Source organism: Microbacterium sp. JZ101 (genome assembly GCF_053903175.1).
The window spans coordinates 1,438,240-1,451,558 of the sequence record NZ_CP096400.1 but is presented as its reverse complement, the minus strand read 5'-3'; the positions used below and the strand labels follow the sequence as shown (position 1 = coordinate 1,451,558).

The 13,319-nt window shown below is 69.9% G+C and carries 10 protein-coding genes; 1 reads left to right on the top strand and 9 read right to left on the bottom strand.

Features of this window, described 5'->3' with window-relative positions; genetic code table 11:
- Positions 1-60 precede the first annotated feature (60 nt).
- The 8 genes from tpiA to uvrA form a co-directional block, all read right to left on the bottom strand.
- Positions 61-852, bottom strand: a complete 792-nt coding sequence (gene tpiA, locus M1D56_RS06620; RefSeq protein WP_271174039.1) for a triose-phosphate isomerase — start codon at positions 850-852, stop codon at positions 61-63.
- On the bottom strand, positions 843-2,057 hold the full coding sequence (locus M1D56_RS06615; protein WP_271174038.1) for a phosphoglycerate kinase: 1,215 nt from the start codon (positions 2,055-2,057) through the stop codon (positions 843-845). The genes tpiA and M1D56_RS06615 overlap by 10 nt, the downstream gene beginning before the upstream one ends.
- Before the next feature lie 82 nt (positions 2,058-2,139).
- Positions 2,140-3,144 (bottom strand): type I glyceraldehyde-3-phosphate dehydrogenase, encoded by a 1,005-nt coding sequence (gene gap, locus M1D56_RS06610; protein ID WP_271174037.1) that lies wholly within the window; start codon positions 3,142-3,144, stop codon positions 2,140-2,142.
- Between the two features lie 99 nt (positions 3,145-3,243).
- Complete coding sequence (locus M1D56_RS06605; protein ID WP_271174036.1) at positions 3,244-3,870, bottom strand: superoxide dismutase; 627 nt, start codon at positions 3,868-3,870, stop codon at positions 3,244-3,246.
- Between the two features lie 127 nt (positions 3,871-3,997).
- A complete protein-coding gene (gene whiA / locus M1D56_RS06600; RefSeq protein WP_271174035.1) occupies positions 3,998-4,972 on the bottom strand; it encodes a DNA-binding protein WhiA in 975 nt (324 codons plus the stop codon).
- Between the two features lie 127 nt (positions 4,973-5,099).
- A complete protein-coding gene (rapZ, locus tag M1D56_RS06595) occupies positions 5,100-5,969 on the bottom strand; it encodes an RNase adapter RapZ (protein ID WP_271174034.1) in 870 nt (289 codons plus the stop codon).
- A 10-nt stretch (positions 5,970-5,979) separates the two neighbouring features.
- Positions 5,980-7,932, bottom strand: a complete 1,953-nt coding sequence (uvrC, locus tag M1D56_RS06590) for an excinuclease ABC subunit UvrC (RefSeq protein ID WP_456285041.1) — start codon at positions 7,930-7,932, stop codon at positions 5,980-5,982.
- A 1-nt stretch (position 7,933) separates the two neighbouring features.
- Entirely contained in the window at positions 7,934-10,822 is a 2,889-nt protein-coding gene (gene uvrA / locus M1D56_RS06585; protein ID WP_271174032.1) for an excinuclease ABC subunit UvrA, read from the bottom strand.
- Between the two features lie 144 nt (positions 10,823-10,966).
- Here uvrA and M1D56_RS06580 point away from each other — a divergent pair, with 144 nt between their 5' ends.
- Positions 10,967-11,182, top strand: coding sequence for a hypothetical protein (locus tag M1D56_RS06580; protein WP_456285040.1), 216 nt, complete (start codon positions 10,967-10,969; stop codon positions 11,180-11,182).
- Between the two features lie 46 nt (positions 11,183-11,228).
- Here M1D56_RS06580 and uvrB read toward each other — a convergent pair whose 3' ends face one another.
- Positions 11,229-13,310, bottom strand: a complete 2,082-nt coding sequence (uvrB, locus tag M1D56_RS06575) for an excinuclease ABC subunit UvrB (RefSeq protein ID WP_271174030.1) — start codon at positions 13,308-13,310, stop codon at positions 11,229-11,231.
- Positions 13,311-13,319 lie beyond the last annotated feature (9 nt).

Here is a 13,319-nt window from a genome sequence, read left to right as displayed (position 1 = left end):
GGAGTTCAGTATACGGCGAGGGGCATGCGGCCCGAGCGCACGCGCCCGGGCCGCATGCGCTCACACGCCGACGTGCTTCTCGAAGCGGATGATCGAGGCGAACTCGTCGACCTTGATGCTGGCTCCGCCGACGAGCGCACCGTCGACGTCGGGCTCGCGCATGAAGCTCGCGATGTTGGCCGCCTTGACCGAGCCGCCGTAGAGCACGCGCGTGCGCGCCGCGGTGTCGGCGCCGAGCCTGTCGGCGAGCACCTCGCGGAGCTTCGCGCACACCTCCTGCGCCTGCTGCGGCGTCGCGGCCTGGCCCGATCCGATCGCCCAGACCGGCTCGTAGGCGACGACGATCTCGGCGTCAGCGGGCACGCCCGCGATCGCCTTCTCGAGCTGCGCGACCGGCACGGCGCTCGCGCCGTGCTTCTCGAGGTCCTCGCTCGTCTCGCCCACGCAGATCACCGGGACGAGCTCGTGGCGCAGCGCGGCCTGGACCTTCGCGGCGACGACCTCGTCGGTCTCCGCGTGGTACTCGCGGCGCTCCGAGTGCCCGATGATGACCTGCGACACGGCGAGCTTCTTGAGGAACGCGCCCGAGATCTCGCCCGTGTAGGCGCCCTCGTCGTGCGTCGACAGGTCCTGCGCGCCCAGCGTGAACGCGATCTTGTCGGCGTCGAGGAGCGTCTGCACGCTGCGCAGGTCGGTGAACGGCGGGAAGACCGCCACCTCGACGCTGCCGTCCTCGTGCTTGGCGTCCTTGAGAGCCCAGTGCAGCTTCTGCACGAGCGCGACCGCCTGCAGGTGGTCGAGGTTCATCTTCCAGTTCCCCGCGATCAGCGGGGTCCTCTTCGTCACGCCCATCCGAGCACCTCCAGTCCGGGAAGCTTCTTGCCCTCGAGGAACTCGAGGCTGGCGCCGCCGCCGGTCGAGATGTGACCGAACGCCGAGTCGTCGAACCCGAGCTGGCGCACGGCGGCCGCGGAGTCTCCGCCGCCGACGACGCTGAGTCCGTCGACCTCGGTGAGCGCCTGCGCCACGGCCTTCGTGCCCGCCGCGAACGGCTCGAGCTCGAACACGCCCATCGGGCCGTTCCAGAACACGGTCTTCGAGCCGCGGATGGCCTCGGCGAACGCCGCCGAGGTCTCCGGTCCGATGTCGAGCCCGAGGCCCGAGGCGCCGAAGGGCGACTCCTCGATCGCGTCGGCCGCGGTCACGACGTGCTCCGCGTCGGCGCCGAACTTCGAGGCCACGACCACATCGGTCGGGAGGATCAGCTGCACGCCCTTCTCCTCCGCCGTGCGGATGTACCCCTGGGCGGTCTCGATCTGGTCGGCCTCGAGGAGGCTCGACGCGACCTTGTGGCCCTGCGCGGCGAGGAACGTGAAGAGCATGCCGCCGCCGATGAGGATGCGGTCGACACGCGGGAGCAGGTGGTCGATGACGCCGAGCTTGTCGGACACCTTCGATCCGCCGAGCACGACCGTGTACGGGCGCACCGGGCTCTCGGTCAGGGTGTCCAGCACCTCGAGCTCCTTGGCGATGAGCAGGCCGGCGGCGCTCGGGAGCTTCTGAGCGAGGTCGTAGACGCTCGCCTGCTTGCGGTGCACGACGCCGAACCCGTCGGACACCATCACGTCGGCGAGCTCGGCGAGCTGATCGGCGAAGGCGCCGCGCTCTGCGTCGTCCTTCGCGGTCTCGCCCGCGTTGAAGCGCAGGTTCTCGAGCACGGCGAGCTGGCCGTCCTCGAGTGCGCCGGCGGTCTCGCGCGCGGAGTCGCCGACCGTGTCCGTCGCGAAGGCGACAGGGCGGTCGAGCAGCTCGGCGAGACGGTCCGCGACCGGCTTGAGGCTGTACTGGGGGTCGGGCTCGCCCTTGGGGCGCCCGAGGTGCGAGACCGCCACGACGCGAGCGCCCGCGTCGAGCAGGGCGGTCAGCGTGGGCAGCGACGCGCGGAGGCGGCCGTCATCGGTGATGACGCCGTCCGCGAGCGGGACGTTGAAGTCGCATCGGATGATGACGCGCTTGCCGGCGAGATCGCCGAGGGTATCGAGTGTTCGCAGTGACATCGTTTCTCAATCTACAGGCGGGAAGCCCGCCGGCACGGGTGCACACCACATGCCGACGGGCTTCCCGGGAGCTGTCCGTCTGTCAGAACTTCGAGGCGACCAGCTCGGTGAGGTCGACGAGGCGGTTCGAGTAGCCCCACTCGTTGTCGTACCACGACGAGAGCTTGACCTGCGTGCCGAGCACGCGGAGCAGGCCGGCGTCGAAGATCGACGAGTGCGGGTCGTGCGTGATGTCGCTCGACACGATCTCGTCCTCGGTGTACTTGAGGATGCCCTTGAGCGGGCCCTCCGCGGCCTCCTTGTAGGCGGCCTTGATCTCGTCGAGCGTGAGCTCGCGCTCGGTCTCGACCGTGAGGTCGGTGATCGAGCCGGTGGGGACCGGCACGCGGAGCGCGAAGCCGTCGAGCTTGCCCTTGAGCTCGGGCAGCACGAGGCCGATGGCCTTGGCAGCGCCGGTCGAGGTCGGCACGATGTTGAGCGCGGCGGCGCGGGCGCGGCGGAGGTCCGAGTGCGGACCGTCCTGGAGGTTCTGGTCCGCCGTGTACGCGTGGACCGTGGTCATGAGGCCGCGGACGATGCCGAACTTGTCGTTGAACACCTTCGCGAGGGGAGCGAGGCAGTTCGTGGTGCACGACGCGTTCGAGATGATGTGGTGGTTCTCGTGGTCGTACTGGTCCTCGTTCACGCCGAGGACGAACGTCGCGTCCTCGCCCTTCGCGGGAGCCGAGATGATGACCTTCTTCGCGCCGCCCTCGATGTGCTTGCGCGCGTCGTCGGCGTTCGTGAAGCGACCGGTCGACTCGATGACGATGTCGACGCCGAGCTCGCCCCAGGGCAGGGCCGCCGGGTCGCGCTCCGCGAGGGCGGCGATCTTGCGGCCGCCGACCGTGATCGACGTCTCGTCGTAGGTGACCTCCTGGTCGAGCACGCCCAGGATCGAGTCGTACTTGAGCAGGTGCGCGAGGGTCTTGTTGTCGGTGAGGTCGTTGACGGCGACGATCTCGAGGTCAGCCCCCTGCGCGAGAGCCGCGCGGAGGTAGTTGCGGCCGATACGACCGAAGCCGTTGATTCCGATCCGAACAGACACTGGGTCTTCTCCTGAATATCGTTGGTGCGCCCGCACAGGCGCTGTGGAGGGGAAGGCCGTCCGGGCGGGCTCGCACCCCGCGTCGGACGGCCGTGTCACTCAGGACGCTACCAGGAGACCGGCGGTCTTCTCGCGTGCGGCGGCGAGACGCTGCTGCACGTTGTCCCAGTTGACGATGTTCCAGAACGCCTTGACGTAGTCCGCCTTCACGTTCTGGTAGTCGAGGTAGAAGGCGTGCTCCCACATGTCCAGCAGCAGGACGGGGACCGTGCCCGCCGCGAACTGCGACTGCTGGTCGAAGAACTGCTGGATGATCAGCTGCTGGCCGATCGAGTCCCAGAAGACGCCCGCCCAACCGGACCCCTGGATGCCGAGGGCGGCCGCGTTGAACTGGCCCTGGAAGCCCTCGAACCCGCCGAAGTACTCGTCGATCGCCGCGGCGATCTCGCCCTCGGGGCGCTCCTGGCCCTCGGGCGTGAGGTTCGTCCAGAAGATCGAGTGGTTGGTGTGCCCGCCCAGGTTGAACGCGAGGTCCTTCTCGAGCTTGTTGACGTTCGCGAACTCGCCCTTCGCACGGGCCTCAGCGAGCTGCTCGAGCGCGGTGTTGGCGCCGGCGACGTACGTCGCGTGGTGCTTCGAGTGGTGCAGCTCCATGATGCGGCCGCTGATGTGCGGCTCGAGGGCTGCGTAGTCGTAGGTGAGCTCCGGGAGCGTGTACTTCGCCATGCGTCGATTCTTCCCATCTCTCGGCGCCGCCGAGCGGCGCTGTCCGGTGCCTCCCCGCTGCGCGGACGGAGGGTTCCCTCACATCCTAATGACGCGGGGAGGACCGGGGATGGGCCTTGACGCCGGATTACTCCGCGCCGACGGGCACCGCGGCCTGCGTGCCCGGGATGCCCTCCTGCTCGGCGCGCTTGTCGGCCATCGCGAGCAGACGGCGGATGCGGCCGGCGACGGCGTCCTTCGTGAGCGGCGGGTCGGCGTGGTGGCCGAGCTCGTCGAGGCTCGCGTCGCGGTGCGCGAGTCGGAGCGTGCCGGCCTCGCGGAGGTGGTCGGGAACGTCCTCACCGAGGATCTCGAGGGCGCGCTCGACGCGCGCGCACGCGGCGACGGCGGCCTGCGCCGAGCGGCGGAGGTTGGCGTCGTCGAAGTTCACGAGCCGGTTGACGCCCGCGCGCACCTCGCGGCGCTGCCGCATCTGGTCCCACTCGGCCGCGACCTTGACGGCGCCGATCGCCTGCAGCATGCCGCGGATGCCCTCGGCTTCGCGGATGACGACGCGCGGGACGCCGCGCACCTCGCGCGCCTTCGCGGAGATGCCGATGCGCCCGGCCGCTCCGACGATGGCCATGCCGGCCTCGCCGGTCGGGCAGGCGACCTCGAGCGACGCCGAGCGCCCCGGCTCGGACAGGCTGCCGGCGCCGAGGAAGGCGCCGCGCCAGATGGCGGCCAGGTCGTCGCGCGTGCCGGTGGTCAGCCGGTTGGGGAGACCGCGCACGGGGCGGCGGCGCTGGTCGAGCAGGCCGGTCTGGCGCGCGAGCGTCTCGCCTCCGTCGACGACGCGCACCGCGAAGTGCTCGCCGTCGCGCGAGCCCGAGCCCTGGATGTGCGCGATCTCGGGGCGGACGCCGTAGATCTCGGCGATGTCGCGCGCGACGCGGCGAGCGAGGTGGGGCGAGTCGACCTCGGCCTCGACCGCGACGCGGCCGGCGATGGAGTGGAGGCCGCCCGAGAACCGCAGCAGCGCCGTCGTCTCAGCGATCCGAACCGAAGGACGCGGGTCCCTGACGGTGATCAGCTCTGCCTTGACATCGGCGGTCAGTGACACGGATTTCCCCACTCTCGAAGACGGTAATTCGGCCATTTTGGCGCAAGGGTCAAGCTTAGCCGCCATACCCCCGCAGAGACCGGGTGCGAACTCCCAGCCGACGGGGTTATGGCGCCGTCGGCGCCGTCTACTCGCGCCCGAGATCGCGGTGCCGCACGCGGACCGCGACACCCGGGACATCCTTCAGCCGCTCCGCCAGCGCCAGCGCCATCGCGACGGAGCGGTGCTTGCCGCCCGTGCACCCGACGGCGACCGTGGAGTGGCTCTTGTTCTCGCGCTGATAGCCCTCGAGCACGGGTGTCAGGGCCTCAGCGTACGCGTCGAGGAACGCGCGCGCACCCTCCTGATCGAGCACGTAGTCGCTGACCGCAGGGTCCTGCCCGGTGAGCGCGCGGAGGTCGTCGTTCCAGAACGGGTTGGGGAGGAAGCGCATGTCGGCGACGAGGTCCGCGTCGGGCGGCAGACCGTACTTGAACCCGAAGCTCATGACGGTGACGCGGTGCCGCGGCGCCCCCTCCTCGCGGAGGAGGTCGGTCACGTGCGTGGCGAGCTGGTGGATGTTGTAGCTCGAGGTGTCGATGATGATGTCGGCGCTGCCGCGGACGGGAGCGAGGATCTCGCGCTCTCGGCGGATGCCGTCGAGCAGCGTCCCGTCGCCCTGCAGCGGATGGGGCCGGCGCACGGCCTCGAAGCGGCGCACGAGCACGTCGTCCGACGCGTCGAGGAAGAGCATCCGGAGGTTGTTGCGCTCACGCAGCGCCTGGGTGGCCGCCGGCAGCTCGGCGAAGAGGTCGCGGCCGCGCACGTCGACGACCGCCGCGATCCGCGGCAGCTGGTCGCCGAGGCGCCCGGAGAGGTCGAGCAGCGGGCGCAGCATCTGCGGCGGCAGGTTGTCGACGACGTACCAGTCGAGGTCCTCGAGGGCGTTCGCGACCGTCGAGCGGCCCGCGCCGCTCATCCCGGTCACGATCAGGACCTCGCCCGCTGTCTCCGTCATCGACGCCAGCCTAGCGATCATCCGCTCCTGCCGCGTCGACGGCGGGCTCGCGCGCATCCTCGCGGTGCAGGTGCTCGTAGATCGTCGTCGCGAGCTTCGGGCCGATCCCCGGGAGCTCCTCGATCTGCTCGATCGTCCCCTCGCGAAGGGCGGCCACCGAGCCGAAGTGCCGGAGCAGGGAGCGGATGCGCGCGTCGCCGAGCCCCGGCACCTCGCTCAGCACCGTGCGGATGTCGCGACGCCGCCGCTTGCGCTGGTGCGTGATCGCGAACCGGTGCGCCTCGTCGCGCAGACGCTGGACGAGGTAGAGCGCCTCCGACGTGCGCGGGAGGATCACGGGGTAGTCCTCCCCCGGCAGCCAGAGCTCCTCGAGGCGCTTCGCGATCCCGCACAGCGCGATCTCCTCGTGGCCCGAGTCCGCGAGCGCGCGGGCGGCGGCCGCGACCTGCGGCTGCCCGCCGTCGACGATGAGGAGCTGCGGCGGGTACGCGAATCGCCGCCGCTTCGCGGGGGCCGTGACGACGCCGTCCTCGCCGCTCGTCGCGAGCTCCGCGGCGTCGGGCTCGACCTCCTCGGGGCGGTCGAGGTATGCGAGGCGGCGCATGAGCACCTGGTGCATCGAGTCGGTGTCGTCGGTGGTCTCGGCGATCGAGAACGACCGGTACTGGTCCTTGCGCGGCAGCCCGTCCTCGAACACGACCATCGACGCCACGACATTCGTGCCCTGCAGGTGCGAGATGTCGTAGCACTCGATGCGCAGCGGCGCCTCGTCCATCCCGAGCGCCTCCTGCAGATCGCTGAGCGCCTGCGAGCGGGCGGCGTAGTCGCTCGTGCGCCGCGTCTTGTGCCGCATGAGCGCCTGCGTGGCGTTGAGGGTCGCATTGCGCAGCAGCTCGGCGCGCTGGCCGCGCTGCGCGACGAGCACCTCCACGCGGCGGCCGCGCTTGCCGGAGAGCCACTCCTCGATCTCCGCCGCATCGGGCGGGAGGACGGGCACGAGCACGCGACGGGGGATGTCGGCGGGCGCCGCATCGCCGTACACGCGCTGCAGGATCTGGTCGACGAGGTCGGGGCCCGAGATGTCGAGCTCCTTGTCGATCGTCGTCGAGTGGACGCCGCGCACGCGGCCGCCGCGGATCACGAAGTGGTGGACGGCCGCGGAGAGCTCGTCCTCCGCGACGCCGAAGAGGTCCGCCTCGGTGTCCTCGGGCAGCACGAGCGCGCTCTTGTTGAGGACGGCGTCGATCGAGGCGAGCTTGTCGCGGTACACCGCCGCCTGCTCGTAGTCCATCGCGGCCGCCGCCGCCTTCATCCGCGCGGTCAGCTCGCGCGTGAAGCGCTCGTCGCCGCCGTTCATGAACGCGATGAAGTCGTCGACGATCGCGCGGTGCTCCTCGATCGTCACGCGCTGCGAGCAGGGGCCACCGCACTTTCCGATCTGCCCGGGGAAGCACGGCCGCCCCGTCTGCATCGCGCGCTTGTAGGAGGCGTCGCTGCACGTGCGGATCGGGAACACCTTGATCATCAGGTCGATCGTGTCGCGCACGGCCCAGATCTTCGGGTACGGCCCGAAGTACTTCGCGCCGGGGATGCGCCGGTTGCGCGTCACCATCACGCGGGGCGCCTCGTCGCCCAGCGTGATCGCGAGGAACGGGTACGACTTGTCGTCCTTGTAGCGGACGTTGTACGGCGGGTCGAACTCCTTGATCCACTGGTACTCGAGCTGCAGCGAGTCGACGTCGGTGGGCACGACGGTCCACTCCACGGACGACGCGGTCGTGACCATCCGCCGCGTGCGCTCGTGGAGCGTGTGCAGCGGCGCGAAGTAGTTCGACAGCCGCTGCCGGAGGTTCTTCGCCTTCCCGACGTAGAGCACCCGCCCGTGCGCGTCGCGGAAGCGGTACACGCCGGGGTTCACGGGGATCTCCCCCGGCTTCGGCTTGTACGGGAGCTGGTCGGCCATGTCAGCCGGCCTTGCGCTGCCGTTCGGCCATCCCGAGCACCTCGGCGAGGAACGCGCCCGTGTGGCTGCCGTCGGTCTTCGCGACCTGCTCGGGCGTGCCCGTCGCGACGATCGTTCCGCCGCCCGAGCCGCCCTCGGGGCCGAGATCGACGATCCAGTCGGCCGACTTGATGACGTCGAGGTTGTGCTCGATCACGATGACGCTGTTGCCCTTGTCGACGAGCCCGTTCAGCACCTCGAGGAGCTTGCGGACGTCCTCGAAGTGCAGACCCGTCGTCGGCTCGTCGAGCACGTAGATCGAGCGCCCGTTGCTGCGCTTCTGCAGCTCGGTCGCGAGCTTGACGCGCTGCGCCTCGCCGCCGGAGAGGGTCGTCGCCGCCTGCCCGAGCCGGACGTAGCCCAGCCCCACGTCGACGAGCGTCTTCATGTACCGGTGGATGGCCTGGATCGGCTCGAAGAACTCCTCGGCCTCGGCGATCGACATCTCGAGGACCTCGGCGATGTTCTTGCCCTTGTAGTGCACCTGGAGGGTGTCGCGGTTGTAGCGCTTGCCGTGGCACACCTCGCAGTCGACGTAGACGTCGGGGAGGAAGTTCATCTCGATCTTGAGCGTGCCGTCGCCCGAGCACGCCTCGCACCGCCCGCCCTTGACATTGAAGCTGAAGCGGCCGGCCTTGTAGCCGCGCACCTTCGCCTCCGGCGTCTCCGCGAACAGGTTGCGGATGCGATCGAAGACGCCCGTGTAGGTCGCGGGGTTCGACCGCGGCGTGCGCCCGATCGGCGCCTGGTCGACGTGCACGACCTTGTCGAGGTGCTCGAGGCCCGTGACGCGCGTGTGCTTGCCGGGCACGGTGCGGGCGCCGTTGAGGCGCTGCGCGAGCACCTCGTAGAGGATGTCGTTCACGAGGGTCGACTTGCCCGACCCGCTCACGCCGGTGACCGCCGTGAGCACGCCCAGCGGGAACTCGGCCGTCACGTTCTTGAGGTTGTTCGCACGGGCCCCGACGACCGAGAGCATGCGCTTGCGGTCGATCCGGCGGCGCTTGCGCGGGATCTCGATCATCCGACGGCCGGCGAGGTAGTCGCCCGTGAGCGACCGCTCGTCCTCGACGAGCGCCTCGAACGGACCGGAGTGGATGACCTCTCCCCCGCCGATGCCCGCGCGCGGGCCGATGTCGACGACCCAGTCGGACGCCTCGATCGTCTCCTCGTCGTGCTCGACGACGACGAGCGTGTTGCCGAGGTCGCGCAGCGTGACGAGCGTCTCGATGAGTCGCCGGTTGTCGCGCTGGTGGAGGCCGATCGACGGCTCGTCGAGCACGTAGAGCACGCCCGTCAGGCCCGTCCCGATCTGCGTCGCGAGCCGGATGCGCTGCGCCTCCCCGCCCGAGAGCGACCCGGCGGCACGGCTCAGCGTGAGGTAGTTGAGGCCGACCTGGATGAGGAACTCGAGGCGGACGCGGATCTCGCGCAGGATCTGCGCGGCGATCTGCTTCTCGCGGTCGGTCAGCGTGACCTGGTTCATCATCGCGAGCGTGTCCTCGAGGCTGAGGTCGGCCGTCTCGGCGATCGACCGGCCGCCCACCTTGACCGCGAGCACCTCGGGCTTGAGGCGCGCCCCCTCGCACACGGGGCAGGGGACCTCGCGCAGGTACTCCGCCCACCGCGCTCGCGTGGTGTCGGTCTCGGCCTGCGCGTACTGGCGCTCGATGTAGGGCACGACGCCCTCGAAGCCGCTCGCGTACCGGACCTCGCGGCCCCAGCGGTTCTTGAACCGCACGTTGACCTTGTAGTCCTGCCCGTGCAGGACCGCGTCCTTCACGATCTGCGGGAGCGCCCGCCACGGGGTGTCGAGCGAGAAGCTCATCTCGTCGGCGAGGCCCTCGAGGAGACGCTCGTAGTACTGGAAGAGGCCCTTGCCCTGCGTCGTCCACGGCACGATGACGCCCTCGCGGATCGAGAGCTCCTCATCGCCGAGCATGAGCTCGACGTCGACGGACATCCGGGTGCCGAGACCCGAGCACGCGGGGCAGGCGCCGAACGGGGCGTTGAACGAGAACGTGCGCGGCTCGATCTCGGTGAGCTGGAGCGCGTGCCCGTTGGGGCAGGCGAGCTTCTCGGAGAACGACTGCCACGCGTCGTCGCCCTCCTCGTCGACGAAGTTGACCTGGAGGACGCCGCCCGCGAGGCCGAGCGCGGTCTCGACGGAGTCGGTCACGCGGCCGAGGATGTCGGCGCGAGCGACGAGACGGTCGACGACGACCGCGATGTCGTGCTTGTACGACTTCTTGAGCACGGGCGGCTCAGCCAGCTGCACGAGCTCGCCGTCGACGACCGCGCGCGAGTAGCCCTTCGCCGCGAGCTCCTTGAAGAGGTCGACGAACTCGCCCTTCTTCTGCGTGACGACGGGCGCGACGATCTGGTAGCGCGTGCCCTCCTCGAGGGTCATCAGCTGGTCGGCGATCTGCTGCACGGTCTGGCGCTGGATCCGCTCGCCGCACTGCGGGCAGTGCGGCACGCCGATGCGCGCCCACAGGAGGCGCAGGTAGTCGTAGATCTCGGTGATCGTGCCGACGGTCGAGCGCGGGTTCCGGTTCGTCGACTTCTGGTCGATCGACACCGCGGGGCTCAGGCCCTCGATGAGGTCGACGTCGGGGCGGTCGACCTGGCCGAGGAACTGGCGCGCGTACGCGCTCAGCGACTCGACGTAGCGCCGCTGCCCCTCCGCGAAGATCGTGTCGAACGCGAGGCTCGACTTCCCCGAGCCCGACAGGCCGGTGAACACGACGAGCGCGTCGCGCGGGATGTCGAGGTCGACGTTCTTGAGATTGTGCACGCGGGCACCGCGGACACTGATCTTTCCGGGCGAGGCGACGGGGATGATGGGCACGATCCAATCCTACGGACCCCCACGGACATCTGGACGTTTGTTCGACGTGTTCGCTCAGCGGATTCGAAGATCCGCGCGCGGCGAGCGGTGCCGCGCATCCCCTGTCCTCGGCGCCCCGGGAGGCGCACACTGGAGGGAGAGGAGATGATCATCATGGAGAGCGGAACGCACCACCACCCGCATCTCCGGGAGCGCATCCGCGAAGCGGGCGGCATCTACGAGTGGGCCAACGACGTGCTCATCCGCATCGCCGGACCCGCGCAGCTCGGCGACGGACCCGGTGCGCCGTGCACGCACTGCGGTCGCACGCGCGTCGAGCACGTCGAGCGCGACGGCGTGCTCTACTGCCCGGAGGAGTGAGTGCAGTCGCGTCCGCGCCGGGCCCCGCCCGACGCGGACCGCGCGCTCACGCGTGCCCGGCCTTCTCCATCTGCCGGAGCTCCTTCTTGAGGTCCTGGACCTCGTCGCGCAGCCGCGCGGCGAGCTCGAACTTGAGCTCCTCCGCGGCGACGAGCATCTGCTGCGTGAGGTCGGCGATCGCCTCCTCGAGCTGCATCGCCCCCTCCGCGGCGATGCCCTCGCGCTTGCGCACGGGCGTGGGCGCGCGCCCCTTGCCGGTCTTGGTGCGCGCGGAGTCCCGCTTCGAGAGCAGGCTCGCGGTGTCGGCCTCCTCGCGCGCGAGGGAGTCGGTGATGTCCGCGATCCTCTTGCGCAGGGGCTGCGGGTCGATCCCGTGCTCGCGGTTGTAGGCGATCTGGATCTCGCGCCGCCGCTCGGTCTCGTCGATCGCCTTGCGCATCGAGTCGGTGATGCTGTCGGCGTACATGTGCACCTCGCCGGACACGTTGCGCGCGGCGCGCCCGATCGTCTGGATGAGCGAGGTGCCCGAGCGCAGGAAGCCCTCCTTGTCGGCGTCGAGGATGGCGACCAGCGAGACCTCGGGGAGGTCGAGCCCCTCGCGCAGCAGGTTGATGCCGACGAGCACGTCGTACACGCCCTGACGCAGCTCGGTGAGCAGCTCGACGCGTCGCAGCGTGTCGACGTCGGAGTGGAGGTACCGGACGCGGACGCCGTGCTCGCCGAGGAAGTCGGTGAGCTCCTCCGCCATCTTCTTCGTGAGCGTCGTGACGAGCACGCGCTCGTCGCGGTCGACGCGCTGGCGGATCTGCTCGAGGAGGTCGTCGATCTGCCCCTTGGACGGCTTGACGACGATCCGCGGGTCGACGAGGCCCGTCGGGCGGATGATCTGCTCCACGACCGTGTCGGCCACGCCCATCTCGTACTTGCCGGGGGTCGCCGACAGGTAGACCGTCTGCCCGATGCGCTCCTTGAACTCGTCCCACCGCAGCGGCCGGTTGTCCATCGCGCTCGGCAGGCGGAAGCCGTGCTCGACGAGCGTGCGCTTGCGGGATGCGTCTCCCTCGTACATGGCGCCGATCTGCGGCACCGTGACGTGCGACTCGTCGATGACGAGGAGGAAGTCGTCGGGGAAGAAGTCGAGCAGGGTGTGCGGCGGCTCGCCCGGCGCGCGCTGGTCGAGATGGCGCGAGTAGTTCTCGATCCCGGAGCAGAAGCCGAGCTGCTGCAGCATCTCGAGGTCGAAGGTCGTGCGCATCTTCAGCCGCTGCGCCTCGAGCAGCTTGCCCTGCTTCTCGAACTCCTGCAGGCGCTCGGCGAGCTCCTCCTCGATGGTCTTGATCGCCCGCTGCACGGTGTCGGTGCCGGCCGCGTAGTGCGTCGCCGGGAAGATCGCGACCGCGTCCATGCGCTCGATGACATCGCCCGTGAGCGGGTGCAGCTTGTAGAGCGCCTCGATCTCGTCGCCGAACAGCTCGATCCGGATGGCGAACTCCTCGTATACGGGGATGATCTCGATCGTGTCGCCGCGGACGCGGAAGTTGCCGCGCGAGAAGTCGACGTCGTTGCGGTTGTACTGCATCGCCACGAACTGGCGGATGATCGCGTCGCGGTCGTAGCGCTCCCCCACCTGGAGCGCGACGAGCGCGCGGAGGTACTCCTCGGGCGAGCCGAGGCCGTAGATGCAGGACACCGTGCTCACGACGACGGCGTCGCGGCGGCTCAGCAGCGTGTTCGTCGTGGAGTGCCGCAGCCGCTCGACCTCCGCGTTGATCGACGAGTCCTTCTCGATGAAGGTGTCGGTCTGCGGGACGTACGCCTCTGGCTGGTAGTAGTCGTAGTACGACACGAAGTACTCGACCGCGTTGTTCGGCAGGAGATCGCGGAACTCGTTCGCGAGCTGCGCCGCGAGGGTCTTGTTGTGCGCGAGGACGAGCGTGGGGCGCTGCACCTGCTCGATGAGCCACGCGGTCGTCGCGGACTTGCCGGTTCCGGTCGCGCCGAGCAGGACCACGTCGGTCTCACCCGCGTTGATGCGCGCGGCGAGCTCGGCGATCGCCTTGGGCTGGTCGCCGCTGGGCTGGTACTCGCTCACCACCTCGAAGGGCCGGACGCTGCGTGTGGTCTGCATGCCTCCAGC

Excerpts from the sequence above, each read along its gene's own strand:
- tpiA (WP_271174039.1), bottom strand. The coding sequence starts at position 852 with ATGGGCGTGACGAAGAGGACCCCGCTGATCGCGGGGAACTGGAAGATG.
- M1D56_RS06615 (WP_271174038.1), bottom strand. The coding sequence starts at position 2,057 with ATGTCACTGCGAACACTCGATACCCTCGGCGATCTCGCCGGCAAGCGC.
- M1D56_RS06605 (WP_271174036.1), bottom strand. The coding sequence starts at position 3,870 with ATGGCGAAGTACACGCTCCCGGAGCTCACCTACGACTACGCAGCCCTC.
- rapZ (WP_271174034.1), bottom strand. The coding sequence starts at position 5,969 with ATGACGGAGACAGCGGGCGAGGTCCTGATCGTGACCGGGATGAGCGGC.
- uvrC (WP_456285041.1), bottom strand. The coding sequence starts at position 7,932 with ATGGCCGACCAGCTCCCGTACAAGCCGAAGCCGGGGGAGATCCCCGTG.
- M1D56_RS06580 (WP_456285040.1), top strand. The coding sequence starts at position 10,967 with ATGATCATCATGGAGAGCGGAACGCACCACCACCCGCATCTCCGGGAG.
- uvrB (WP_271174030.1), bottom strand. The coding sequence starts at position 13,310 with ATGCAGACCACACGCAGCGTCCGGCCCTTCGAGGTGGTGAGCGAGTAC.